The following is a 25,115-nucleotide window of genomic DNA, read 5'->3' on the forward strand; positions in this document are numbered from 1 at the left end:
CCCATTACCTCCTCTGTAAATGGCAGTCAACGGTATTAAAGAATTGATCAATATCCACATCTGAAATATAGGGCATATTTCCAATCTGTTCGATTTCTTCCTTCAAAACAATCATGCTTAAAGTGTTAAATCGCGCTCCCGTCTTCATATAAGTTGCAGCAGCTCTTTGCAACGAGGTTTTGTACTTCACATCGTTCTGGACAGGATCTGCCTCCCGATCTCCAAAGGCTTCATAACGCAGCATGCTGTCCCCTTCAAATGTGGGATAATTATAAAACTGCCTTTGAACCAATACGATATTGCTTTTTTCATTGTCCAATATTAGTGATAATCTCGTATCATAAAGCCAGCTTGCGCTCCAGAAGCCTTTTATATTTAACTCCGGAAAATAATTAGCATATAATTCAATTGCGAGTGACATCGAATGTTTCAGCCTTTCGGGTGTATAGCCAGGTCCAGATGGAATATGCAGCGCTAAAAGGGTATCTCCTCGCTGAAGAGCCGGTTCCCATTCCTTCTTTGCTATAGAAGTTGGTTCTCTTTCAACGTAGCCCATTGGATTAATCCGATTAGCGATAATGTGATCATCATTCTCCTCCCATTTCGAAGTGAAATGTCCCCCAGGATCAAATACACCATTGATTCCATTCCTTTGCCCATCGCTGCGAAACTCTTCTCCCGCATGTCGAAGTGCAATAACCTCTTCCGTTTGAACATGACGATACATCGTAAAAGGATCTTCAAATTGATAAGGTATAAAGAGAAATCGATCTAATCGAAATATTGAACAAGTATAAAAATTCATATCCCACGGAAAGTCACGGACTTTAGAATCACCGTATGCAACTAATTTTTCCAACTGAGCTTTAAGTGGCTGATGAGGGATATTCTCGTAATACGGTTTAGGAATTCCGCGCTTTTCCACCATTTCCATAGAAGGGACTACACAAGCAAGCAGCAAAAGAAAGGAATACAAATCACCATATTGCTTCATACATCCCGGAGTCATATTCGTATAAAAATCTTCATCACAGCGATTGCGCAACGAGCACATGTCATCTACTAAAAAGGTCGTGAATAGAAATAATATTTCATCCTTTTCTATCGCTTCAATTCCGCCAACCAGCCACTGTTTGGTATGCTCAGGGAGTTGATATTGCTCAAAAATTCCATTTAAAAACTTACGTGGAATGAGTATAGTCTTGTTACTCGGTTCGTAGCTTTTATATTTGACTTCTAAACCTTCGGGTAGATAATCAAAATTGCAGTACGCAGCAGCCGTTTTAAAATCCAACCGTATCGACATTCGTTACTGATCCCCTTTTATTAAAAGTTTTCCCATCTCGTAATAACCGTCCTTATTTCCGTCAATCGCCAGCTTAACATTTCCAATCTCATGTACACCTGTTTCTATGCCAATTTCTAAACGATACTCTCCTGCTGGCACATCGCTCGGAATCGAAAAACTCTCTTCCCAAGCAATATCTTCATCCGGCAGCCATTCTCTTATATCTTCTCTGCTATAAAGTGTATAAGTCTGTTTATTGCTTGTTAGCTTCAAAACAAGCGGATAGCGATTATAAATTGGTGCAACTCCGACATTAGCCCACAAAGCAGCAATATCTAGATTCCCGCCTGCCTCAACTTCAGCATCATAAGTGAACTTTCTTAATTCAAAGCGGTAGCCCATCTTGTTTAGCCACTGCTTCACATGATCTTTCCAAGGCTCCGGTACGATTGTCCCTTTGTTGTTGAAGGAAGAAATATGCCATTTGAGCGTTTCTTGAATAATGTAATCAATATCCCAGCCCTGAATATACCAGTCATTCATATGCCAGCATGCTTCAAATAAAATTGGAGCTTTCTCCCAAGCATTTTCCATTTTAAAGTTCTGTATATTCTGAGGGTAGAAATCGGTCATATGAGACCATCGTTTGCCATGAAAACCGCCCATGTCACCGAGACAATCGACACGAAAGCCTACTTTGGCTTTGCGATCCGTTATAATCTTCATTGAAAGCGGATCATGTAAAAGCGCTTGCAAAGGTGTTATTTTAAAACCATCCAAATAAGCATCTGTAATACATTGAATGGCCTCTGGCTCTAAAAACTCTGTGCCCCCGCCTTCCCCCCATGCTCCTACAATTGTCAAATCAATAGAGCTTATTACGGGATGCCCGTCATACTTCTTTGCAAAAGCTTTTATAAAATCAGACCAATACTCCACATACCTCGTTGTCTCAGGATCTACTCTCCAAAAAGGAAAATCGGGCTCCTCCGGACTTTCCGCTCGAAACCATTCCGGTATATCATCTTCTTCACTTAGTGCATATGGCGAACAACGTACCACCGCAGTACATCCCATGGATTTGGCATACTCCAGCTTTTCCTCAAGCACTTCCCACCTGAAAACACTTTTTGCAATTTCTATATCCCTCCAGCGAGCACTGCAGAAATAGACTTTGCTATCCGGATGATTGTATGTCCTGCTGTCTTGCGTAAATTTATATTTCTCTTTCTTTTCCCCTCTATTGTCAAACACATCACCGATGTCATCCATTAAACCAGGTGCTGAAGTAAAACCAATGCCAGGATTGCTTAGTAAGCTATCCACGATTACCGGGTACACGGTCATCGCTTTATTCATGTCTCATCATCTCCTAACGAGGTATTCTCATTAAATAAACAACATTTGCTATTTTGTTACGTTGTGTGTTACGTTATATATGCGTGATTGTTTAGTAATCTTATGGTGCAATTATAACATTTCTAACCAATCCTGCAAGAGGAAATTACATCGTTCTCAAATAAAATTTAATGTGAGACTACGCATCATTCGTATGTTACTATATAGATTAGTAGGCATACATACAGATAAATAGGTATGGACGTAATTTTCACGTAACAAAACATAAAAGCGCTAATGACGAATCACAACGTAACATAACGATCATTAGCATTTTCAAAAGGAGACTATGCATAGCTATGAGTACGATTAGGGATGTTGCTAAATTAGCGAATGTGTCCACGGCTACCGTATCTAGAGTTTTAAATCATGATACGAAGTATAAAATCACAGATGAAACACGAGAAAGAGTCTGGCAGGCCGTTACACAGCTTAACTATAAAATTACTGATAGCCCCAAGCATCAAGCAGCAACGAAGGATCATTCGGCAAACAAAGCTCAAATCAAAATAGGGTGCGTATTAAGTGTGACAAAAAACAAGTATAACGATCCGTATTTCATGTCTATATTATCCGGTGTAGAAAAGAGATTGCTTCAATCAGGTTATAATATTGCCTTTATTCGTACGGGTCCTGAATTAGATGATAAGAAGATTTTGTTTAACACGTTTAGTGAATCGATTACAGGGCTTATCCTAATGGAATCCTTAAATAGCGAAACATATGAATATGTTCGCAAGCAGGTACCTCATATTGTTGGCATCGATACAGAACGCTGGGATATTGATAATGTAGGTTATGACCATTACAATGTTGCTTCTCTAGCCGTGAGCCATCTTATTGAAAAAGGACATACGAATATTGGCTATATAGGTGGAAGCGGCTTAAAAAGCAACTTAAAGGAAAGCCGGCGCTATCAAGGGTACTATTCCACCATGCATGCTGCTGGAATGAATGTAAATCCCGAATGGCTTATTGATTGCATGTGGGATGAGGTTGTCTGTATCGAAAAAGTCAATCATTTATGCCAAACAAACAACTTGCCTACCGCCTTCTTTGCAGCCAGTGATTTGATGGCTATGGCAACCCTTAACAGCTTATATAACAACGGGATCTCTGTGCCTGATGAAGTAGCTGTTATCGGCCTATCCAACATTGAAGTATCCAAATACTCCAATCCGCCTCTATCTACCATTGATGTGCCAACCGAGGAAATTGGGATGGTCGCTGTTGACTTATTATTAGAACGAATGAATGGGAATAGCTTGCTGCCGAAGAAGGTTATTTTACCTACACATTTGGTCGTTCGCAGTTCGACTTAAGCAATTCACATTAGAAAGACCAAAAGCAGCCCCTCCTCTAACGAGGAAGAGCTGCTTTTTGGCGTTTTTACAATTGCTGCAACAATACTAAAAAAGTCTAATACGATGTTTACCAATAAGGCTGTATTAATTGCTTATTAATTGGACGGAATGATCCGAATATCCTTATCCAAATTGGCTAGCATCATGTAATTGTGATTGAAAGTAAAGATACGTTTCACCTGATAATAGGACATAGTCACAGCGGTTAATGCTTCGCTGAGAGAGAATCGGAGCTCAGGCCTGTTGATAAGCAATCTACGCGATTCCCCCTCAAACTCAGGGCCGCTGGAGATGACCGCCAGCTTGCCTTTACTGACTGCCTTATCAATCGCATTTAGAAAATATTCTGCCTGCTGATAGCTGTATTCATTGCGAAGCCATTCGTGAAGATCAAATAAAATAGAGTTGGTCGTTACATAATTACGTTCAAGATCATGCAAATCCAAAAACAGGGAACGAGCTTTCACATAATGAGGATCCTCTGGGTTCATCAATGCAGCAAAAGCTGTTTCATCCAAAAATATTGTATCTTGAACATTCAAGTGGTTATCCATCTGTCAGCACTCCTTAATCCTCTAATTTGCAAATACCATCCAAATACAAAAGCGGGTTATCTTCCTTCTGGCCTAACGTGATCGGGGCTATTTCGTATGGAGCGCTTGCCAAGTGTTGGACTATGATGCCATCGATAATCGCTTGCACGGTCGTATGCTGCTTATCGGCGATTGCTTTCAGCTCAACATAATGTTGTGGATTGAGTTCTATAATAGCTTTTTCTTCTTCTTCATTCCTTGAAGAAATAAGCTCGGAAGCGGTAGACTTTGCTTTTTCGAATTGATTTTGAATGAAGCGTTTGTAATTATTCACCATCGTTATTCACTCCTTATGTATTGCTTTTATAAGGTTTCGTCGCGTTTTATTGATTTCAGGGGGGCATGTAAATGAGAAAATCTTAACAAGATTATCCTATTCATGCTGTGCTAGAATAAACGCTCAATGCCATCCAATCATTACCTATCATTCGCATCAGGAGGGATTTATTCATCATGAACAGATTTTTGACTCTATTTGTCCTACTCGTACTAGTTACCGCAACCGTATCCAATCACAAAGTTGAGGCTTCACCCGTGTTGAAACTTGGCAGCAAGGGACAGGACATTACAGATCTGCAGTTTCGGCTTCAAACAATGGGTTTTTACAATTTTCCCATCGATAACAGTTTTGGAAAGGCTACCCGCACTGCGGTTCAAGTCTTTCAAAAAAAGAACGGTCTCCAGGGTGACGGCGTTGTAGGTCCAAAAACTTGGGCGAAGCTCAAAAAATTGTCGGTCAACAAAAAGGAACTTTCCATGCTCGCACGTGTCATCTATGCCGAGGCTAGAGGAGAAGAGTATAAAGGTCAAGTGGCGGTTGGGGCGGTTGTCATGAATCGACTTCAGTCTTCAAAATTCCCGAATACAGTAAAAGAAGTCATTATGGAGCCCAATGCGTTCTCTGCCGTAAAAGACGGACAGTACTGGCTTATTCCGAACCAAACGGCATTCAAAGCCGCTAAAGCTGCTGTAAAAGGGAATGATCCTACTGGCAATGCGTTGTTTTTCTTTAATCCGATAATTACCAATTCGGCTTGGTTCAAGACGCGTACAGCCACTAAGAAAATAGGCAGTCATCAGTTTACACTTTAGGTTTTGCCGATAATGAAGAACGCCTATCGAGAACAGGAGAATATAGGAATGCGCATGGATACGAAGGAAAGGCATCAGGCTAGGGTTGAATTGGTCATTGATATTATTAAAGGAATATTTGAAAAAGAGACGATTTCGGAAGCACTCAAAGAGAAGTTAAATCAAATGAGTTATGATGATTTAGGGGATTTTGTTTTAGATATCGCCAAAAACAGATCTCTCGATAAAATTGAATAGTGTGAGGTAGGGCTATATCAACAAAAAGAGCAAACGCTGCAGCAGCGTTTGCTCTTTTTATCTTAACAGCGCACAAAAAATGATAGCTGTAGTTCTCCCCTTATTTAGACAGCGAATTGTCACCATACCACTTCCTAAGCAAATTAATATGAGCTTGATGATAGCGGCTATGGTCAGCCATATGCCATAAGCCCCAACGTATCGTTGCATGCTTTTCATTTTCATGTCCAAATGTAACAACTTTATCTAGATCAGCATCTGTTAATTGTGCACATGAATCATTTAACATTTTTAATACATCATCATATTTGGACATTAACGTGTTCAAAGATATCCCTTTAACCATTGGAAGTCTATTGTTTTCATCTATCATAGGGCCATATAATTCCTTTAATGACTGTGGAAGTGGTTGACCCTTTAATCTATAAACCCAATTCAGATCAACATACATGATGTGTTTGATTAACTGAGCAGTACTATTAAAATTGTGATCAGGTCCCTTGTAATCTACTTCTTCTTGTGACATGCCACGAGTAATTAGTTGCAGCCGTTGGTTATTCTCTTTTACAGCGGAAAATAACATGCCCACAATAGTTGACTTATTGGCATCAGCTTTTAAATCGTATAGCATTCTAGTCTAACCTCCCTAGCTTAATATGAACTGCGAACGGTTTGATGTGAAAATTATCATTGCCGATAAGCATAGAGTATAATAAAGCTACTAAACAACTATGAAAACTAATAAGGCTCATCATCATGATCATCCGGCATTATACCTGATATTTCGGATAACGTACACGTTAGTCATAGCGAGAGGAGTTTGTATGCCACAAATTAAGAGAGTTCTCAGAAGCAAATGGCTATTATGGACGACCGGTATTGTTTTAATTATGATGATTGCGTTCTCTACGGTGTCCTTTCTGCTGGTAAACTCCGTTTCTGCTGCTTTTAAGACGGGCAGCGTGGAAGAGAAATATGCGTCATCTGGAGAATTTGAAGTAGAAACACAGGAGGTTTTAGATGAGCAAGGAGAAAAGCAATATAAAGTCTACTCCCCGATTTCAGAAGGATCAATTCATCCGCTCATTGCTTGGGGCAACGGAACAGGAGCGCTGCCTGAGCAATACGATGAACTTTTTCATCACTTAGCTAGCTGGGGATTTGTAGTTATTGATACTTTTAGCACAACAACTGGAACGGGAAAAGAAATTGTTGCGTCCATTGATTATATGTTAGCACAAAACGATATGCCCGGCAGCCCGTTCTATCAACGAATTCAAAAAGATCAAATAGGCGCTGCAGGTCATTCTCAAGGCTCCACAGGTGTAATAAACGCCCACACCAACTTTGAACATGGCGATCTCATCAAGACGGTTGTCTCAATCGCGCTCCCGAAGCTGAAATATTGTGATCCAGAGGATGTCTACGACACATCAGCGTTAAAGGTACCTTTTTTTGTAATGAGTGGAACGCGTGATTTTATTATCTCTCCTTCATCCTCCAACAAAGTAGAGATTAGTAAAGCAAACCCACATATTCCGGCAATGATGGCGATGGCTAAAGGAGCGGCACATACGGCGATTGAACAAGATGGCGGTCAACATAGAGGATATCTGACCGCATGGATGAGATATTGGTTAATGGACGATTCACAGGCTATGACCGCCTTTATGGGCAAAGGCGCTGAAATTATAATGAACCAACGCTGGAAAGATGTTTATTCAGCAAACATGCAGCAATAATAGCTGTTCATAGCGAATGTGCGTTCAAATATCGTTCAAATAAAGAGGCTGCCTCAAATCGTAGTTAAACCTACTTGACTTGAGAGCAGCCTTTTCTATTTTCATGGGGACGTTTACTTAAGAAATATTTATGAACGGACCGCTTGAATATATACAGATTCTCCGCTAAATGAGGTAAGTCTGCCCGATTCATCAGTTTGGATAAAGAAAAAATCCTTCATCTCCTTTGGGGTTTGCAGCATTTTTGTCTCAAGTAAAGCCTGCTCCGCTTCGGGAAGATCTGACCGTTCACACCAATCTTGGAATTTAAACGGTTTGGGGAAACGAACCATGATGTCAAGGCGAAACCCGCTATTCTCCAGCAGGTTAATCCATTCTGACTTTTTCCAGGCACGAACATGGCTAGGGTCCCTTTGCTTTTCAACCTGATTGTAAAATTCATCAAACGCTTCATTCTCAGGAGCAACATTGTCAATTAGAAGCAGCTTGCCGCCCGGCTTAATGACGCGAAATGCTTCTGAAGCGAAAGCAGGCACATTCGGAAAATGATGCGCTGCAATTCGGCAAGCTACCAAGTCAAAGGATGCATCGGCAAATGGGAGCAGCTCGGCATCCCCCTGTACGAAGTCGACGTTAGAATGTCCATTTCCATGAATAAATTCCGCAGCCTTCTCTAACATCTGTTCTGTCAGATCATAAGCAATCACATGACGGACGAGCGGTGCAAGCGCATTGGCCACATGCCCGCCTCCTGTTGCAACGTCAAGTACCTCCATCTCCTTGTTGGCTTGGGATGACGAAACAAGAAAAGCCAAATCTTCGCCTTTGGCATGGCGGCTGCTTGTTACATATTTTGCAGCATTTTTTCCAAATTGCTTCTGTACTTGATCTTTTATTGATTCTCCCATTGCTGCTCCTCCTTTTATAAAATGAGTATTTTGTTTCATTGTATGAAACACCATTTCATAATGTGAAACTACTTTCAATTTATCATAAGTTCCTGAGGTTGTAAATGCTGCTTTTTCCATCCAAAAAGCAGCTCAGATTTCAGCCAATTGCTCGTAGAAAAAACAAATGCCAACCAAGAACATCTGGTTGGCATTTGTTTCCGTTATAATCTCTCGTATTTGACTTTTACAATCTACATACTAGAGTGCCTATACGAGTTAAGTCCGCTTCTTATTTCTGTTTCTAACGAGAAAGATAACCAAAATGGCTAACAGACAAATAATGATCACATTTCTCACTAAACCTGAGTAATCAGTATTCTCTCCTTTGAATTTTCCATCTCGGTTTGCTTTTATAAACTTCCCATCTTTATGTTGAACTGCGATCGCTTCATCTGTACTAATACCTTTAATTGAATAATATTTAGTGCCCTTCTTATATGAGTTAGAGTAATTGCCAATATAGGTTTCCATATCTGAATATACAGTGACATGCCCAATCTTTTTATGTATATCTGTTACGTACTCATCACTTATTACATAAACATAACCATGCCAAACAACAAATTCATTTGCCCATGAAGTTGCTGATAAATTACCTGAAAACAATAATGAAGTGATCAAAATAAAGAAAATAAAATGCTTTCTCCTCATACAATACCTCCCTTTTTATAAATCAATCGTTTCGAATTGATTACTTTAATTTCACGGCTGTCCTCCAAAAAGGGCAGCAATTAAGTATCCAAAAAACATAAAAATAAAAACACTGATGGTCATTAGTGCATTGGAGATCATTCCCCATTTACTTCTTCCAAGCAGCCCAAATAAAAATCCAATAGGGTTTATTAGAAAGGTGAGCAACCATAATTTGTACATATGATCAAATAAAATATCAGTCAACCAAGCTAACAATCCTAAGAGAAAACAGATAACTGATAAAACAATCCAATTTTTCTTCTTGATCATTGCTCCCCTCCAATACTCCCAATACGAACGAATTGTCAACAAAGTTGTTTTCTACCATATTATACCTTAACTTAGACAATTACTTCCTCCTATTTCAATATTCCCGTTGAAACATGAAAAAAAGCGTAAGCACATTTGTGCCTACGCTCTTGCTCACTGGTTAGTAAATATATTTCACTTCAGTTTGGATAGCCCTGAATATCCCGAGTGCGAATAAGCTAATTTTCATGTTAGGTTTTATACTACCGCCAAAAAGTCGAACAGTCTGCCTTATCCAAAATATTGAACTCGATTATTTTCTCAAGTAATAAGAAATCGACCGGACTAGCCCACGGGATACGTATCAACTCCTTGGTGTGGTCATAACCTGATTGCACAATTTCCTCAGAAAAACGATTAATGCCTGCTTTTTCAGGGGCAACAGCCATATGTTGTTTGGCTACGCTAAAGCCAATAATAAATGTGTCGTGATCGGTAAACATAGGCTGCTTCCAAGCGATTTTTGGCTTTAAATTCGGAAATTTCTTAGTTACCCAAGTTAAAACTTCTTCCGCTCGGCTCCGATGTTCAAGGTTAACGATAGTTGCTAAATACTCTTCAAAAACTTCCATATTGTGCCCTCCTAAAAATAATAAGTTATCTTTCAGAGAAGTCTTTCATCTCTTACATTCTGGTCCTTGATACGGTCGATTTTTTTCCCTTTGCTTAGATAAATGGACAGTTGCTTTTAGATTCCATAATGATTAATTAATTGATATTAAATATTCGCGAAGAAGTTAAACTATCCTGCATTTTCGTTTTATGCAGTCGTCAGAACTCCATTACCGGACTTTGTCCATCTGTAGGGTTTCAAGCAATCGGATAATATCATTATCCTGTCATGTACTCGCTACAAATGCTTAAAGAGGATGCATTTTTGCATCCTCCCTGTTGACCATCAATATTTTAAACCTTATTTCTCAAGAAAACCTGTAGAAGGGTTCGTTATGAAGAAACCTTCTTCTGGCACATAAAAATATTGAATCCAAACCCCGTCTAATAGCGGTTCACGTTTATCTAATACAATTTCAATGTCTTTGTCTGTTTTTACAATTTCATCATGTTCAGTAGGTGTATCCAGCTTTATATCATAATGACCATGATCTCCATGATTCTGAGTTATAAAAACACGAATCATCTTCCCTTCAGATTCATTACTGCTCAACATCTTTTTTAAAACGGTTGCTGCATTTCGATTAATTTTGCATTTCATGCTTTATGTCCTCTATTCTTTTTTGACTTACTGTAATAATATTAGTTACAGAATGGGATGTCAAGTTTTGAGTAATCGAAATTAAAAAGAGAGCAATGCCATCATTACAAATGGCATTGCTCTCTTTCAATTGTAGCATTTTAATCCTCGTTATATAACTTATCGTGGCTTCGGCATCAGCCAAGCGTGATCCGGATCGTTATAAAACTTCCAAATACGAACTGGCCCTGCCATTACGTTCAAATAATATACATCATAACCTGGAGGAGCAGATACAGGATGGTAGCCTTTAGGTACAAGTACAACTTCACCGTTGCCTACAGTCAACGTCTCGTCCAACGAACGATCGTCTGTATAGACACGCTGTACTGCAAATCCTTGCTCTGGCTGAACTTGATAATAATAGGTTTCTTCCAGAAGTGATTCCTCAGGCAAAAAATCACGGTCATGCTTGTGCGGCGGGAAACTAGACCAATGACCGGCAGGCGTAAACACTTCTACGACGAGCAGACTGTCTGCATCTGCGGTTTCTGGCAAAATATTATGAACGAGCCGCTGCGTACTGCCTTCGCCACGATTTTCAACCCCAACATGACCAGGTTCGATCAATCTTGCTGCGTGCGTACCGCTGCCAGGTGCCCAGCATACAGCAATTTGCAGGTCAGTTAATGCGGTAATCGTGAACTTATCCTCAGATGGAACATACAAGGAATAAGGAGGAATTTTCTCAAAAACATTCATCCTGCGGCCGATGCTCTTCCATTCTGACTTCTCTGTGGAAACGTCAGCCTTTCCTCTAAGCAGGACAACGCAAGCTTCCCGCTCCTCTGTCAGACGGCTAAGTGATTGTCCGGGATCTAGCGTAAACACTTCAAAACCAACATATTCCCACCCTGCAGATTCTGGAGTAATCCGAAGGGTATTACCTTCCTGATCCGGAGTTTGGTTCGGTTTTACAATCAGTTCACTCATTTTCAAATGCCTCCCCTCGGGTATTTTGATCCATTGTCCATACATTTTAACAGGAGGATCAGAATCAACCGATCCTCCTGCTAACGAGCCGCTTACCAGCGGGAAGTGACCATTTTCTTCCTCGTAAAAAACTCGACACCGTCTGAACCGTTAGCATGCAAGTCACCGTAGAATGATTTCTTCCAGCCAGAGAAAGGGAAAAATGCCATTGGGGCAGGTACGCCCAAATTCACACCCAGCATACCAGCGTCGATCGTTTCACGGAATTGACGAACATGACTGCCATTTTGAGTGAAAATGCACGCTCCATTTGCTAGTTCTGAACGATTGGCAAGTTCAATCGCCTCTTCCAGCGTATCCACGCGGACAATCGACAGCACGGGAGCAAATATTTCGTCCTTCCAAATTTTCATCTCACTCGTCACATGATCAAAAATTGTCGGGCCGACGAAATACCCTTCGCCATTTGATGCCGCATCCGTACGTCCGTCACGGAGCAGTACCGCTCCCTCTTCTGTACCTGTCGCAATATAGCCCAGCGTACGTTCCTTGTGCGGACCGCGGATGACCGGCCCTAGAAAAACATCTTTATCCATGCCATTACCAATGATTAGCTTATCAGCTGCCGCGACCAATTTATCAATCAACGTTTCAGACGCTCTCCCAACGGAAACGACGACAGCGCATGCCATACAGCGCTCGCCCGCAGAGCCAAATGCCGCGTTGATGATTTGAGTCACCGCTCCGTCCATATCAGCATCCGGCATGACGATGGTATGGTTCTTAGCGCCGGCAAGCGCCTGAACCCGTTTCCCTTGCGCAGTTGCGGTTTTATACACATATTCCGCGACGGGCTGGGAGCCAACAAACGAAATCGCAATGACGCCCGGGTGCTCAATCAGACCATTTACGACATCATGTGAGCCATGTACAAGATTCAGCACGCCATCCGGCAAACCCGCTTCTTTAAATAGCGCCACTAGACGATTCGCAAGAAGCGGCGTCCGCTCGGAGGGCTTCAGGACAAACGTATTGCCGCAAGCAATTGCAAGCGGGAACATCCAGCAGGGTACCATCATTGGGAAGTTAAACGGTGTAATTCCGCCCACAACCCCAATCGGATATCGGAACATACCCGACTCCACATTTGTAGCGATGTCTGGAAGCTGTTTTCCCATCATGAGCGTTGGCGCCCCTGCAGCGAATTCAACACATTCAATCCCGCGCATCACTTCCCCGTGAGCATCTTGATAGTTTTTCCCGTTTTCCAAGGTAATGATCTGCGCAAGCTCTTCCCAATGTTCAACTAACAGCTGTTGGTATTTGAAAAGAATTCGAGCACGGCGTGGTACCGGCGTTTTACTCCATGTTTTAAACGCTTCTTTCGCATTTCGGACAGCTTGATCAACTTCATCCTTAGACGACAGCGGAACATAAGCCAAAATTTCTTCGGTTGCTGGATTGAATACGGGTTCCGTCTTGCCTGAAGTCGAGGCGATCCATTCGCCTCCAATAAAATTCGATAAAGGTATAAGTGCTTGCATTTGGGTCATCATTGTCGTTCTCCTCTCCAACTACGCTTGTTTGGAAGAAAGCATATATTGTTCAATCTGCTCCACTGTCGGCATGGCGTCCGAGCAGCTATGACTGGAAATAACAATGGAAGCTGACGCGCTCCCGAATGTCATACTGCGGCTGATATCCCATCCCTGCATAAGTCCATAGATAAATCCTGCTGCATACGAGTCGCCGGCTCCGAATGTCTTGATAACCTTAGCCGGGAAAATAGAACCCCGCTGTGAGCTGCCGTTTTTGCCATAAGCAATCGATCCTTCTTTGCCGTGCTTAATGACGACGATCTCGGCGTGGTAACCGAACCATTGCGCCGCAGTTACTTCGTCGCTGCGTTCGGTGTTGCCGTCGAACCGCTCCAGCATATCGAATTCCTCGCGCGTGCCAATAATAATATCGCTTTTCTCCGCTGCCAAATGATAATAAATGGCCGTTTCCTCGGGAGATGCCCACGAATATGGCCGATAATCGATATCGAATATCACCTTCGTACCGTGTTTACGTGCGTAACGAAGCGCAAGAAGCACCGCCTCGCGGGATGGACTCTGTGCCAGCGCCGTACCGGATACGAGCAGCACTTTGCTTCGCTTGATCAACGATTCGTTAACTTCTTCAGGCGCGAGCAACAAATCTGCCACATTGCTGCGGTACATCAGTATGCTGCAATCCTCTGGGCTTTTGATTTCTGTAAAAGCAAGTCCGGTAACCGCTCCGGTCTGATCCGTTGTGATACCTGAAGTGTCTATGCCGTTATTTCGCAAGTATTGATCAATGAATCGGCCCATCTGATCATCAGCAATCTTGCCGATAAACGCTGTTTTCATGCCCAATCGCGACATACCGATGCAGATGTTGGCCGGTGAACCGCCCACATATTTGGTGAAAGTCATCGTTTCTTCCATAGGACGATTGATTTCGTTGGCATTCAAATCAATGCATAGGCGGCCGATTGCTACAAAATCCAATTCCTTATCGCCTGCAAAAGTAATCGTATCCATCATATCCCTTCTTCCCAATTAATAAGGGCGCGCCGCACTGATGTTTTGCTGCATCTGCTCATGCGCCTTCCTCACTTTGTCGCTCACAGACACCTCAGGTACGCCGACATTCCACCATGAGTCATAACCATCCGTATTCGTTCCCGGTAGCACCTTAATTTCCACCAGCACAGGTCCTTGTTCCGCTTTCGCGTCGTGCAGCGCTTGCTCCAGTTCTTTCGCTGAGGCAGCTTTATATGAGGCAGCGCCTAAGCCGCGGGCAAGCAAAGAGAAATCAATCGGCATAAACGGTCCATCTAACCTTCCCGTCTCTTTGGATCGGAAGCGGAATTCATTGCCGAAGCCGTCGCTGCCGTGACCGCGCTGCAAGTTATGAATGCATTGAAACCCGTTGTTGTCGAATAGTAAAATGGTCAGCTTCACGCCCTCTTGGATTGCAGTAATCAGCTCAGAGTGCAGCATGAGGTAGCTCCCATCACCAACTAACGCATACACTTCACGATCCGGTTCCGCTAGCGCGACGCCAAAAGCACCGCTTATTTCATAACCCATGCAGGAAAAACCATATTCCAAGTGATAAGTGTTCGGTTCAGTTACACGCCAGACACGGTGCAAATCGCCCGGAAGGCTTCCAGCGGCGCCAACGACAACATCCTTCGATTCGATGAATCCATTAATGATACCGAGTGCTCTAGTCTGGGTTAACCCATTGGCGCTCTCCAAGGCGTAGAGACGATCAACTTCACTGTCCCACTCCGCTTTCAACTCTTGAATATAACCGGCAGCATAGCTGGATCTGAATCTGCGATTCGTTAATTCCAACTGTAGTGCGACAATCGCCAACTTTGCGTCTGCTGTGATCGAATTCGCTTCCATCTTAACCGCATCAAATGAACTAACATTCAAGTTCAGAAATGCAGCATCGGAATTGCGAAAAGCGGATTTGGATGCCGTCGTGAAATCAGAAAATCGTGTACCGATTCCGATGATCAAGTCTGCTTCGGCAGCTACCCGATTCGCCGCCAGTGTGCCGGTTGTACCAACTCCGCCGAGGCCAAGCGGATGATTCCACGGCACCGCGCTTTTGCCCGACTGCGTCTCAGCTATCGGAATGCCGAATGCTTCTGCAAATGCGAGAAGCTCTTTCGTCGCATTCGCATAGTGAACGCCTCCCCCTGCGATGATCAAAGGTTTCTTCTTGCGCATGATCAAATCTGCGGCACGTAAAATGGCATCCTGTTCCGCTGGACGGCGCTGCAGGAAATGGATTCGCTTCTCAAAGAAGCGTACTGGATAATTATAAGCCTCTGTTTGAACGTCCTGCGGCAGCGCTAACGTAACCGCTCCGGTGTCAACTGGATCAGTCAGCACGCGCATCGCCTGTAGAAGCGACGACATCAGCTGTTCAGGGCGGACGATGCGATCCCAAAACTTGCTGACTGCCTTGAACGGATCGTTTGCAGATATGGAGTAGTCACTCGGAACCTCCAATTGCTGCAGTACGGGGTCAGGCTGTCGGGAAGCAAAGTTATCGCCTGGCAGAAGCAGCACAGGTATGCGGTTAACCGTTGCGGTTGCGGCGCCAGTCATCATATTAAGTGCTCCTGGGCCGATTGAAGTCGTGCAGGCAAAGATCTGACGGCGGTTCTTCTGTTTAGCGTAAGCTGTAGCCGCGTGAACCATACCTTGTTCGTTCTTGCCCTGCACGAACAATAACTCAGTAGTTTCTCGCTCTAGAGCTTCGCCGATACCTGTGACGTTACCATGTCCGAAGATACCCATAACACCACGAACGAACTTTATCTCTTCTCCGTCTACAGACAAATACTGTTGATCCAAAAATCGCAGCAAAGCCTGCGCCATAGTAAGGCGAATCGTTTTCATCAGCAAAACCTCGATTCATTATAGATTGGATAAGGAAAAGCCCGCTGTTCCGGTTATTCAGATGCGGGCTTCAAGGTTAAACGAGCGTTTTTTCCAATTTCAATAAGTATTCCAGGCTAGCAGCCAGACTGTCCAACGGACTTCCTGTGCAGTAATCCTGCTCTACCGCAAACCACTCAACGCCGCTTCGCAATCCCCATTGCAGGATTGGAGAAAAATCAATAACTCCTGATCCGATCTCAGCAAAAGTCTCTCTGCTGTCCGCAGTCATGTCCTTCAAATGAAGAATCGGCATACGATTCGCATAGTTCTGGATGAAGGACAGAGGATCTTGCCCAGCTTTGCGAACCCAGTACGTATCAATCTCAGCGTAAATGGCTGGATCATCAAGCAAGTACTCCAGTGCAAATTTACCATCTATGGATGTATGAAATTCAAAATCATGATTATGATAGCCAACGCGATATTTCGTGCCCTTAACTTTAGCAGCCACTTCAAGCAAGTCTTTCTTCACGCTTGCATACCCTTCTGGATTTTGCAGCCCATCCGGCAGGGAGTGACAGATAAAGTCTTTCGTATCGAATAAGCGAGCCTCTTCCAGCACAGCATCTAAATCAAACTTCATTCGCTCCAGCCCTACATGCATGCCAGCGGTACGTAATCCGAGTTCCTTCATCACCGCAGCAATTTCTCGTGCTTCATATCCGTGCAACCCGTCGATTTGAACGGCCGCCCATCCCATTTCACTCAATTGCTTCAGCACCGCTGGAAAATCCTTCTTTACTTCGTTTCTCAAAGTGTAGAGCTGAGCCGCCAATTGATGTTTGATCATTCCGCAATCTCCTCCTTTTTCAAATCCAGCCATTCGACTTCCCCGGCAGTTAATGGTAGATTCATAGCCATAACCGAATCATGAAGCTCATCAAGATTTCGAGGTCCGATGATTGCGCATGTTGGGAAAGGTTGATGAAGAACATAAGATAATGAGATTTGAATCGGCGTTACCTGTTTCAGCTCCGCTAGCTTCACCGCTCGTCGGTATCGCTCCCAGTTGTTGTCGTTGTAATACACTCTCACCATTTCCGAATCAGAGAGATTGTCTGGTGTAAAATGGCCTGAGAAAAACCCGCCTGCCTGCGAAGACCATGACAATAGCGGTAGTTGGTTGCGCTCATGCCAATTGCAGGTTTCCTCATCAGCAGACACACAGCCCTCCCACCTCGGCTCTTTCGCTTTGGCAAGACTCAGGTTCGTACTGCTAAACGTAAAACCTACTAGCTGATGCGCCGCCGCGTATTCGTTCGCTTCCTGTATGCGCTGATGCGACCAATTCGATGCGCCAATCGCGCGAACCTTCTTCGTTTCAAGCTGCTCATTTAGCACTTCCATGATTGGCCCAACCTCGACGGTCGGATCATCTCTATGAAGCGCATATAGATCGATATAATCTGTTCCCAGCCTCTCCAAGCTTTCGTCCAGATCCTTTCGGATGGCTTGCGGATTCACCCGTGGGCCTGGACTCCCATCATCGTGGTGAGCGCCTTTGTTCATAATGACTACTTTTTCCCTGATCTTCTTCTCCGCCAGCCATTGTCCCAAAATCTTCTCTTTTCCTCTGTACTGATGGGCAGTATCAAACATATTGCCGCCTGCTTCAATGTAAGCATCAAGCATCAACCGTTTTGCATCGTCCAATACTCTCAGGTCTCCCGTTCCCATAATCAACCGGGACATCGGCTTGTTCACACCTTGCATCTCCATCATTTCCATATGAACACTCCTTTCATGCTGCACTTATTCTGTTCTTCCTCTTTCAATAGAGGCATCAATCGAAGTTCGAAAATGTCTCCAACAAAACGTTTTAAACAGCTCATCATTTTTGTTCAACAATCTGTATGGTAGCGATACCATAAAAGGACAATCATGTTTTCTGGAATCGCTACCATACGGTAATTGAAGTCAGTATAATAGATTCTACCCCGTTTTACAATAGCCTCTAAAAATTACTTTCCTCAACTAATCCGAAAATATTGAAAACCCTTTCATTAAACATGAAGTACTGTGCATATTCAGTCCTTGCAAAAAAGGAAAAGCCGCCCTGTTGAGCTCGAGCGGCACTCCCCCATTCATTATTTATTGATCATGTTATACAAGATTACAGCCGATTCTGCTCTAGAAAGTGGAGCAAGCGGAAGAATGGAATTCCCATTTCCTTTGAGAATTCCATTTTCAATCAACGCCGTCAAGCTTTCCATCGCATAGCTCGCAACTTTTGCTTTGTCGTTAAAACGATCCAGCCCAGCTGACGTGCCTTCGTTCAGCTTCATACCGGCAGCCTTCATCGATTTGTGGAGTAGAACGAACGCGTCCTGTCTCGTAATCGGTTGAAGCGGATTAAATTTATTGTCTCCGCTGCCATTAGTAATGCCAAGCTTTTTGGCGATCATCACTTCATTATAATAATAGGAAGAAAAACTGACGTCGTCGAAATTCGTATCGATTGGAGCTGTTAATTCAAGCGCCTTAACAAGCAGGACGATAAAGTCCGCTCTTGTTATAGTGGCTGAAGGATTGTATTTTGTTACAGACGTGCCATTAATAATTCCTTTGGATGCCAGCACTTCGATTTGCTTTTTAGCCCATTTCACGTTCTCGAGATCATCGAATGTTCTATGAACAAACATGACCGCATATTTGCTGAAATGAGTTGTCGTAAAAGCAACCGTTTTTGTAATTGGCTCATATTTGCTGTTCGGTACTGTGATCACTTTACCAATGTTATTAATGTACCCTGCTACAATATGCTCCGAATCGGCTAACTCGGCATCCGATGCTGTATATGGAACTGAAATTTTCACTCGAGCGTGTGGATTGCTCCAAGCAACCTTAGCTCCATCGACATACACATCAACCTCAATAATTGGTCTATCGCCAATCTGTTCCTGTAAAGCTGGATCAAGCGATGTTTTATCTACGCTCGCAATAACTAGCGCAACCGTCTTCGCTCCGGACAAATCCTGTCCGCTTAGCATATTGGCAGGTATCGTTATTGTTCCAATTGCAGTCGTTATCTCGATCAAATGCGTCGCTAGATCAGAATGGAGTGCTGCTTTCGGAAGCTCAACGACATACGCTTTTGCTTTATCCGCTTTCTGCACCTCGACTTTAACCGTTTTCACACCATCATCATCAGCTGAAGATGTGCTAAGCGCTTTGTTCCAGTCTCGCTCTTCAACCACGGCCTTTGCTTCTCCCGTTCTAGCATCAACTTTAGGCACTAAGTTAATTAAACCTTTGTCGTTTGTCACGTCGGGAGTGACGACATCAACGACATCATTTTTTGCAAAACGAAATCTGCTGCTGAAATCAAAGGGAATGTTGTACATATCTCCGGGACCAATCAAGAATTTCGTGTCCAGGTATGAACGCTCCCCTACCGGAATGCTATCAACATATGGCGAGAACGTCTTCACACGAATCTCCTTTGACTTTTCATCAAATTCAAAAAAAGATGTCCAACCGTTGCCGCCAGCGATATCCGATTGATAGTCAGTTAACACTTGCAAGACTTCATTTCCATTAGCCTTCTTCTTCACATTCAGACCAGCACCGCTAATATGTCCGCCTACCATCATGAATACTTGATCATAGTTCTCGACAAGGTCTCGCCAAAATAAGCTGCCCTGACCGCCTTCGCTTACTTGGCCATTCCCATCGATCGTCATAATATTATGCGAGAAGATGACGGTTGGCATTTTCGGGTTCTCATTAAGCACCGTTTTGGCCCAGTCTCTTTCTTTTGTATTACTCGAATTGTTCCCCACTGAGTCTACCGCAAGGAACATATACTTATAGCTGCCGGCTGTAATGATCGAGTAGGTGCTTAATCCCGAAGGCGAAGCGCCCTTGAAATGTTCCGTGCCAGCAAATCTATTGGGGCCCATGGTATCCAGATAGCCAGAGCCATTCAAATCGTGATTGCCGCGAGTAACAATATAAGGCACATTAGCTTGATCTAAAATCTTATAGGCCTTATCGGCAGAAGCCCATTCCTTGGCTGCACTGCTTTGTGTCGTGTCGCCAACATTTACAGTCATCGCAATATTCTTGCTAACATAATTGTCTGCAATAAACTGTAGCTGCTTCTCAAGAATTTCCGGTTTGGATTGCACCACATACTGTGGATCTGGAATGATCGCAAACGTATACGTATCTTGTGCAAACATCGGAAGATCATTATTAGTGCCGTAATCTACCTTATAATTGAACTCCGTTTTAATGAATTGGTCATTCTCCAAAGCTTTACTGGAGACCCTGATATGTTTGATTTTCCCTAAAAAGAGACTGCTTGGCGCTTTATCCCACTCATAAGCTCCGACATTCCACCCCATGCCCGCTTCGGCTGCGATTCCATTTATGATTTCGTCCGTTTCAGGATTGCGAATGGATTCTACACCATTTAGGAATAATCGAGTCTTTGAGCCATCATTCACAATTGCAACGTGTGTATAGCCATCTGACTGTGCCCAAGCTTTAATAGCTGAAAGTGAGTTCGACCAGTTCGATTGGATCTCGTTCGAGCTCGAGTTCCCATGCGTACTTGCCCATTGAACTTCGCGAATGCTTGAAATGGAGAGCGTTGATAGCGGCTCCTGTTCCCCTGGATCATAAGTGTTATTCCCTTGACGGGTAAAAATTCCCATCCAGTTATTAATACTGGAGCCAAGCTTAAACTCTGCCTCAATCGTAAAACCTTTATCGAAACTTTCCCTATTGATTGGTGCGCCTGCTACTGTCGTCAAATATTGGCCATCTTTTTTATCATTTGCAAAATCAAGAGCACCGTCTTCAGTAAATGACAGCCTATTGTCTCCCGGAGTTCCAGCAACGGCCATTTTAAGATCATTGCCCATGCCGCTCCTATCTTTTATAACCAAATTGCCTGCTTCGATAGATGTTCCGGGCTGCACATTTGCTTGGGAAAATACCCAATCAGCAATTACGGAATTCTCAGGATCAGTACCAGGTATTTCGCCTAAAGTCAGTTCAACAGGCTCTGCTGCCTCCTGCTCATTGTAAAGCTCAAACTCGCTGATCGCATATTTATGATCGGCATTTAAATTCGCTGCCCATAGCAGCAAATAAATGCCTTTCAACCCCTTATAACCTTCACCGTAATATTCCTTATAATTGGGAAGATCAATGGTTACACTCTCGTAAATGTCTGGACTGTCTGTCTGCCATGTCGGTTTATAGGCTTTAGCATTAAGCTCCTGCCATGTGTTGCCATTTACAGAAGTTTCAGTATCGATGACGGTTATACCTTGCTGCTGTGCATTATTGACAACAAGAACTAGTTTATTAAAATCTTGAAGATTGTCGTCGTCCCATTGCAGCATAATCCGATGCGCAGGATTAAACTCTCCTTTAGGGTTTAGGTTTGTAATAGCAGCACTTTGGAAATACGTCTCCTCATCCCCGTCAGCAAACTTGAGCGGAGAATGCTCACTTGAGTTATCGTAATCATTTCTAATTAAGTTAGCTGGCTCTCCATCTTTATTCAAATATGTCGCACTTACAACCGTAGCTTCAAGCGCTACATTTTTGTTTCGTTTTACCGTTAGCGTATAGGTTTTTGTCGTCATGCCATCCGCTGCTTTGGTAACGAATACGATCTTACTATTGCCCATCGGCAGCTTCGCTGTAATCTTCTGTCCGCTGACGACAGGAATATCGTTAACTGTCATCGTGCCTTTTTTGTTTTTCAGCCGTGGCTGAATCGTAATGGCATCTACTTTTGTATTAACCCTTGTTGTATAATCGTATATTTCGCTATGAAAAACAATGTTCTCTTTTCCTCCACTAACGACTAACTCCGACAATGACGCTTCGCTGTTTGCATACAACACCGTTATTGTACTTTTAGCGACAAATCGTCCGTCTAATGTTCTGGCCGAAATCTCAGCCGAGCCCGGTAATTTCGCAAATACCTTACCGCTCTGATCCACGGCAGCTACATCAGCGTTGCTGCTGAACCATTCATATGCTTTGTTCGTTGCATTGCTTGGTAAGATCTCAGCAGTCAGCTTCATCGTATCATTCGTATAGAGCGTTCCGGTTGAGGGGGAAACCTTAATGCCAGTTACAGGAACAACGTCACTAGTAGCCGTGATGCTAGTGGTTGCCTTTTTGTTGCCATCAACACTAATTGCCGTAATAACTGCTTTCCCTCCAGCTATTGCAGTTACTTTTCCATTGTTGTCTACTGTCGCGATCTGCTCATTCGATGTGTACCAATTAACACTCTTCTCGGTCGCTCCTGCTGGTAAAACAACCGCTTCTATTGCTTCCGTATCTCCTACATCCATTGTAAGTGTCTCTGGAAGGCTTATAGCATTCGCAGCAATGTAGTCAAGATTTACTTTTGTTTTATCCAATTGGAATAAATCCGCTACTCCCCCGTTAAGGACGACTTCTAGTTGATAGAGGTTTCCGCCAATTGGCGTCAATTCAACAGGTTCCAGATCTCCTGTAAGTCTACTTACTCTCTTAATCGCATCCTTATTGTATTTTGCTAGATTTAATTGCACCGTAATCGTCTGTTCCGTATCTGCACCCTCTCCGTGCTGATCCACCGTTTTGCCGTTACCTGATGTCAGTCCATTCATGACCATAAAATATTCCATGTCTGTGGAGTTGAAAAACGACTCTGTATCTGGCAGAGGTTCAAAAAAACCAAGCATTACATCGCCATTAAGTCCACCTTGAACGCTGGAGTTTTTCGAAACTACGCTCCTTAAATAAGGATGCTTTAGCTGAGTATTCTTATCGAATATAGGTGTTTCTCTAGGTGTTAGGTTTTTAACGATTCTTCCGTTTGAATCCTTATGCTGCCCCGGCAAAATAGAGACATCTGTGCTATTGAGCCGTACAAGATGCGGTCCAAGGTTGTTTATTTGCCTTGCCATTTCGGCATATTGCTCATATTGCCTTGTAGGTTTACCGTCCTTGTCAAAAAACAAGAAAGTGTTGCTGTCATATTCCCAGCGGAACATGCTGAGCCATTTGCCGCCCATCGTCAATGTGGCGAACGGAACGCCATATATTTGAGATTCAGTTATAATATATGGACCTACATCTGCAGGAATCTCACCTGTCTTGAAGCCAAGCAAATATTGCCCGAAAGCGATCGGACTTTGCCCGGTTCCGTCATAGCCCTTCAGTGCAATCGTTCTTTGGTCATTAATGTTATTGACGATTGTTGTAAATAGATTGTTGTCCGAGCCTCTCGTTGAGAATAAATAATCGTCGAAAGTGAGCAGGTCAGGTTCGGCCGTACGAATGTATGTTTCATAATCGTCCCTTTGCCATTGACGCGATTGTTGGTTGCTGTGAGCGAGGACATCCGGATAAAGTTTGTGGCTTAGCTTGAACCAATCCGTAAAGGTTTTCAAGATCGCATTGTTGTAGTTTTCTTCATCTCCAAATGATATCGTAATCAGCTTATCTATATTAGCTTTTTGCGCGTCACTCAGAAATCCCGTCATATCTTTTTCTTTCGGGCCGCCTCCCAAGCCATCTCCGAATGCCCCTTTTACAAACGACCATTGTGCTTCTGGCACCTGGTTATGGAACGTTTGGTTATAGCCCGGATATTCGTAATAGGTCGCCGTAGTAAAATGACTGTTTTTCCATTCCTCTGCATTAGCGTATTTCCGACCTGATTGATCCGTTGTCATCCACGTCTGCATTTGCAGCCCCTTATCAATTAAAACTCTGCTCGCGCGAGATAACGTTTTTGGTGGAATAACAGTTACAGTCCTCACTTTGGTAACCGAATCTCCTGCTTGGTTAGATACTGTATAGTTCACCTTGTAGATGCCGCCTTTACTCGTATCGACAAGACCAGTCGTTTGAATATCGGCCGTAATATCTCCGTCCTTTGAATCGAATGCTTGTGCTCCGCTCTCCACATAGGTATCGTTCAAAGATAAACTCAATTCCGAATGACCGTTTAACGAAATAATAGGCCAATCAAAACCCGGAACCTGTTTCATTTCCTCATCTGTCAGCGCCTTGTCATAAATTTTGAATTCGTCGATGAGCCCCGGCCACGCATTTGTCACTTCCGGCTCTCGGTCAGCTCCAATCCGAAAATCACCACTATTCGATACTAATAACGTATCGTCCGTAGCAGCTTCGAACGCACCATTGACATAAAGCTTAACCTGGTCACCCTCTCTGCTTATGGCAACATGGTACCACTTTTTAGGTTCAATTAATGTTGCTCCGATAGTCGTTTTTCCGCCAAGAGAGGATTGTAATCTACCATCTGCTCTGCGTGATAGCAGTGTTTCTCCGCCCTCACCTTGCTGCTGAACAATAACAACGTCTCTGTTTGTATAGGTTGAATTGAAATTGACAAGCAGGCTCATGGAGAAATCGCTGCCTGTATTTATTAAATTCTGATTCGGTACAGTCGCGTAACTAAGATAACCATTTAACAATAAAGCTTTTCCTACCTTGCCGCTTCCTATTGCAGCATCGGTAAGGATAGCATTGTTCCGCTTCAACGTGTCCGGAGATATGCCATCCTTCGACACTTCATCAAATTTCCATTCACCAACTAAACCGGAAATCGACGTAGGTTGACTGCTATCATCAGCATAAGCAATAGCATGAGGAAAACCGATACTGATACAGCTAATCCACAAACTCATAACCAAAATCATGCTAACCAATCTCTTATTTCTCATAAGTAACATAAATAACCTCCTACATTCATTTGATAGAATAATAAATTCAACGCT

General features: G+C 43.2%; 21 protein-coding genes. 4 read left to right on the top strand and 17 right to left on the bottom strand.

Translation table 11 applies throughout. From position 1 onward, the window contains the following. Nucleotides 1–4 precede the first annotated feature (4 nt). Nucleotides 5–1,306, bottom strand: coding sequence for an acyltransferase domain-containing protein (locus AC0VYE_RS19575; protein WP_475442640.1), 1,302 nt, complete (start codon nt 1,304–1,306; stop codon nt 5–7). 3 nt (nt 1,307–1,309) lie between these two features. Further along, a complete protein-coding gene (locus AC0VYE_RS19580) occupies nt 1,310–2,647 on the bottom strand; it encodes a DUF4832 domain-containing protein (RefSeq protein ID WP_475442641.1) in 1,338 nt (445 codons plus the stop codon). Between the two features lie 338 nt (nt 2,648–2,985). On the opposite strand from AC0VYE_RS19580, the gene AC0VYE_RS19585 reads away from it, so the two are divergent. After that, complete coding sequence (locus AC0VYE_RS19585) at nt 2,986–4,008, top strand: LacI family DNA-binding transcriptional regulator (protein WP_475442642.1); 1,023 nt, start codon at nt 2,986–2,988, stop codon at nt 4,006–4,008. A 137-nt stretch (nt 4,009–4,145) separates the two neighbouring features. Here AC0VYE_RS19585 and AC0VYE_RS19590 read toward each other — a convergent pair whose 3' ends face one another. After that, a complete protein-coding gene (locus tag AC0VYE_RS19590) occupies nt 4,146–4,604 on the bottom strand; it encodes a hypothetical protein (RefSeq protein WP_076265589.1) in 459 nt (152 codons plus the stop codon). Between the two features lie 13 nt (nt 4,605–4,617). Beyond that, nucleotides 4,618–4,920: a hypothetical protein gene (locus AC0VYE_RS19595; protein WP_475442643.1), complete on the bottom strand. Its 303-nt coding sequence runs from the start codon at nt 4,918–4,920 to the stop codon at nt 4,618–4,620. A gap of 176 nt (nt 4,921–5,096) precedes the next feature. Here AC0VYE_RS19595 and AC0VYE_RS19600 point away from each other — a divergent pair, with 176 nt between their 5' ends. Together AC0VYE_RS19600 and AC0VYE_RS19605 are read left to right on the top strand one after the other, a co-directional pair. Next, nucleotides 5,097–5,735 carry a cell wall hydrolase gene (locus tag AC0VYE_RS19600; protein ID WP_475442644.1) on the top strand — a complete coding sequence of 213 codons (639 nt, stop codon included), beginning with the start codon at nt 5,097–5,099 and terminating at the stop codon, nt 5,733–5,735. 48 nt (nt 5,736–5,783) lie between these two features. After that, the gene (locus tag AC0VYE_RS19605; RefSeq protein ID WP_076265587.1) at nt 5,784–5,972 is read left to right on the top strand and encodes a hypothetical protein; all 189 of its coding nucleotides are present in this window, start codon (nt 5,784–5,786) and stop codon (nt 5,970–5,972) included. Between the two features lie 100 nt (nt 5,973–6,072). Here AC0VYE_RS19605 and AC0VYE_RS19610 read toward each other — a convergent pair whose 3' ends face one another. Further along, on the bottom strand, nt 6,073–6,603 hold the full coding sequence (locus AC0VYE_RS19610) for a DinB family protein (protein WP_475442645.1): 531 nt from the start codon (nt 6,601–6,603) through the stop codon (nt 6,073–6,075). A gap of 193 nt (nt 6,604–6,796) precedes the next feature. On the opposite strand from AC0VYE_RS19610, the gene AC0VYE_RS19615 reads away from it, so the two are divergent. After that, nucleotides 6,797–7,714, top strand: a complete 918-nt coding sequence (locus AC0VYE_RS19615) for a poly(ethylene terephthalate) hydrolase family protein (protein ID WP_475442646.1) — start codon at nt 6,797–6,799, stop codon at nt 7,712–7,714. A gap of 128 nt (nt 7,715–7,842) precedes the next feature. Here AC0VYE_RS19615 and AC0VYE_RS19620 read toward each other — a convergent pair whose 3' ends face one another. The 12 genes from AC0VYE_RS19620 to AC0VYE_RS19675 form a co-directional block, all read right to left on the bottom strand. Beyond that, the gene (locus AC0VYE_RS19620) at nt 7,843–8,622 is read right to left on the bottom strand and encodes a class I SAM-dependent methyltransferase (protein WP_475442647.1); all 780 of its coding nucleotides are present in this window, start codon (nt 8,620–8,622) and stop codon (nt 7,843–7,845) included. Nucleotides 8,623–8,880: 258 nt separating this feature from the next. Beyond that, nucleotides 8,881–9,315 carry a hypothetical protein gene (locus AC0VYE_RS19625; RefSeq protein ID WP_475442648.1) on the bottom strand — a complete coding sequence of 145 codons (435 nt, stop codon included), beginning with the start codon at nt 9,313–9,315 and terminating at the stop codon, nt 8,881–8,883. A 51-nt stretch (nt 9,316–9,366) separates the two neighbouring features. Continuing rightward, nucleotides 9,367–9,627 carry a hypothetical protein gene (locus AC0VYE_RS19630; protein ID WP_475442649.1) on the bottom strand — a complete coding sequence of 87 codons (261 nt, stop codon included), beginning with the start codon at nt 9,625–9,627 and terminating at the stop codon, nt 9,367–9,369. Nucleotides 9,628–9,869: 242 nt separating this feature from the next. Further along, a complete protein-coding gene (locus AC0VYE_RS19635; protein ID WP_475442650.1) occupies nt 9,870–10,238 on the bottom strand; it encodes an iron chaperone in 369 nt (122 codons plus the stop codon). A gap of 341 nt (nt 10,239–10,579) precedes the next feature. After that, the gene (locus tag AC0VYE_RS19640) at nt 10,580–10,879 is read right to left on the bottom strand and encodes a heme biosynthesis protein HemY (protein ID WP_076265580.1); all 300 of its coding nucleotides are present in this window, start codon (nt 10,877–10,879) and stop codon (nt 10,580–10,582) included. Between the two features lie 159 nt (nt 10,880–11,038). Then, entirely contained in the window at nt 11,039–11,851 is an 813-nt protein-coding gene (iolB, locus tag AC0VYE_RS19645) for a 5-deoxy-glucuronate isomerase (RefSeq protein WP_475442651.1), read from the bottom strand. A gap of 92 nt (nt 11,852–11,943) precedes the next feature. Then, entirely contained in the window at nt 11,944–13,407 is a 1,464-nt protein-coding gene (locus AC0VYE_RS19650; protein WP_475442652.1) for a CoA-acylating methylmalonate-semialdehyde dehydrogenase, read from the bottom strand. 18 nt (nt 13,408–13,425) lie between these two features. After that, nucleotides 13,426–14,421, bottom strand: coding sequence for a 5-dehydro-2-deoxygluconokinase (gene iolC / locus AC0VYE_RS19655; RefSeq protein WP_475449650.1), 996 nt, complete (start codon nt 14,419–14,421; stop codon nt 13,426–13,428). 18 nt (nt 14,422–14,439) lie between these two features. Beyond that, a complete protein-coding gene (gene iolD / locus AC0VYE_RS19660) occupies nt 14,440–16,305 on the bottom strand; it encodes a 3D-(3,5/4)-trihydroxycyclohexane-1,2-dione acylhydrolase (decyclizing) (protein ID WP_475442653.1) in 1,866 nt (621 codons plus the stop codon). Nucleotides 16,306–16,381: 76 nt separating this feature from the next. Beyond that, a complete protein-coding gene (locus AC0VYE_RS19665; RefSeq protein ID WP_475442654.1) occupies nt 16,382–17,137 on the bottom strand; it encodes a sugar phosphate isomerase/epimerase family protein in 756 nt (251 codons plus the stop codon). Next, complete coding sequence (locus AC0VYE_RS19670; RefSeq protein ID WP_076265576.1) at nt 17,134–18,075, bottom strand: aldo/keto reductase; 942 nt, start codon at nt 18,073–18,075, stop codon at nt 17,134–17,136. The genes AC0VYE_RS19665 and AC0VYE_RS19670 overlap by 4 nt, the downstream gene beginning before the upstream one ends. Before the next feature lie 359 nt (nt 18,076–18,434). After that, complete coding sequence (locus AC0VYE_RS19675; protein ID WP_475442655.1) at nt 18,435–25,070, bottom strand: LamG-like jellyroll fold domain-containing protein; 6,636 nt, start codon at nt 25,068–25,070, stop codon at nt 18,435–18,437. Nucleotides 25,071–25,115: the final 45 nt, after the last annotated feature.

This window comes from Pristimantibacillus sp. Z349TD_6, from assembly GCF_056173205.1.

Coding starts and splice junctions, on each gene's coding strand:
- AC0VYE_RS19615 (WP_475442646.1), top strand. CDS start 6,797: ATGCCACAAATTAAGAGAGTTCTCAGAAGCAAATGGCTATTATGGACG.
- AC0VYE_RS19575 (WP_475442640.1), bottom strand. CDS start 1,306: ATGTCGATACGGTTGGATTTTAAAACGGCTGCTGCGTACTGCAATTTT.
- iolB (WP_475442651.1), bottom strand. CDS start 11,851: ATGAGTGAACTGATTGTAAAACCGAACCAAACTCCGGATCAGGAAGGT.
- iolD (WP_475442653.1), bottom strand. CDS start 16,305: ATGAAAACGATTCGCCTTACTATGGCGCAGGCTTTGCTGCGATTTTTG.
- AC0VYE_RS19670 (WP_076265576.1), bottom strand. CDS start 18,075: ATGGAAATGATGGAGATGCAAGGTGTGAACAAGCCGATGTCCCGGTTG.
- AC0VYE_RS19610 (WP_475442645.1), bottom strand. CDS start 6,603: ATGCTATACGATTTAAAAGCTGATGCCAATAAGTCAACTATTGTGGGC.
- AC0VYE_RS19590 (WP_076265589.1), bottom strand. CDS start 4,604: ATGGATAACCACTTGAATGTTCAAGATACAATATTTTTGGATGAAACA.
- AC0VYE_RS19605 (WP_076265587.1), top strand. CDS start 5,784: ATGCGCATGGATACGAAGGAAAGGCATCAGGCTAGGGTTGAATTGGTC.
- AC0VYE_RS19625 (WP_475442648.1), bottom strand. CDS start 9,315: ATGAGGAGAAAGCATTTTATTTTCTTTATTTTGATCACTTCATTATTG.
- AC0VYE_RS19630 (WP_475442649.1), bottom strand. CDS start 9,627: ATGATCAAGAAGAAAAATTGGATTGTTTTATCAGTTATCTGTTTTCTC.
- AC0VYE_RS19595 (WP_475442643.1), bottom strand. CDS start 4,920: ATGGTGAATAATTACAAACGCTTCATTCAAAATCAATTCGAAAAAGCA.
- iolC (WP_475449650.1), bottom strand. CDS start 14,421: ATGGATACGATTACTTTTGCAGGCGATAAGGAATTGGATTTTGTAGCA.
- AC0VYE_RS19650 (WP_475442652.1), bottom strand. CDS start 13,407: ATGATGACCCAAATGCAAGCACTTATACCTTTATCGAATTTTATTGGA.
- AC0VYE_RS19580 (WP_475442641.1), bottom strand. CDS start 2,647: ATGAATAAAGCGATGACCGTGTACCCGGTAATCGTGGATAGCTTACTA.
- AC0VYE_RS19585 (WP_475442642.1), top strand. CDS start 2,986: ATGAGTACGATTAGGGATGTTGCTAAATTAGCGAATGTGTCCACGGCT.
- AC0VYE_RS19665 (WP_475442654.1), bottom strand. CDS start 17,137: ATGATCAAACATCAATTGGCGGCTCAGCTCTACACTTTGAGAAACGAA.
- AC0VYE_RS19620 (WP_475442647.1), bottom strand. CDS start 8,622: ATGGGAGAATCAATAAAAGATCAAGTACAGAAGCAATTTGGAAAAAAT.
- AC0VYE_RS19635 (WP_475442650.1), bottom strand. CDS start 10,238: ATGGAAGTTTTTGAAGAGTATTTAGCAACTATCGTTAACCTTGAACAT.
- AC0VYE_RS19600 (WP_475442644.1), top strand. CDS start 5,097: ATGAACAGATTTTTGACTCTATTTGTCCTACTCGTACTAGTTACCGCA.
- AC0VYE_RS19640 (WP_076265580.1), bottom strand. CDS start 10,879: ATGAAATGCAAAATTAATCGAAATGCAGCAACCGTTTTAAAAAAGATG.
- AC0VYE_RS19675 (WP_475442655.1), bottom strand. CDS start 25,070: ATGTTACTTATGAGAAATAAGAGATTGGTTAGCATGATTTTGGTTATG.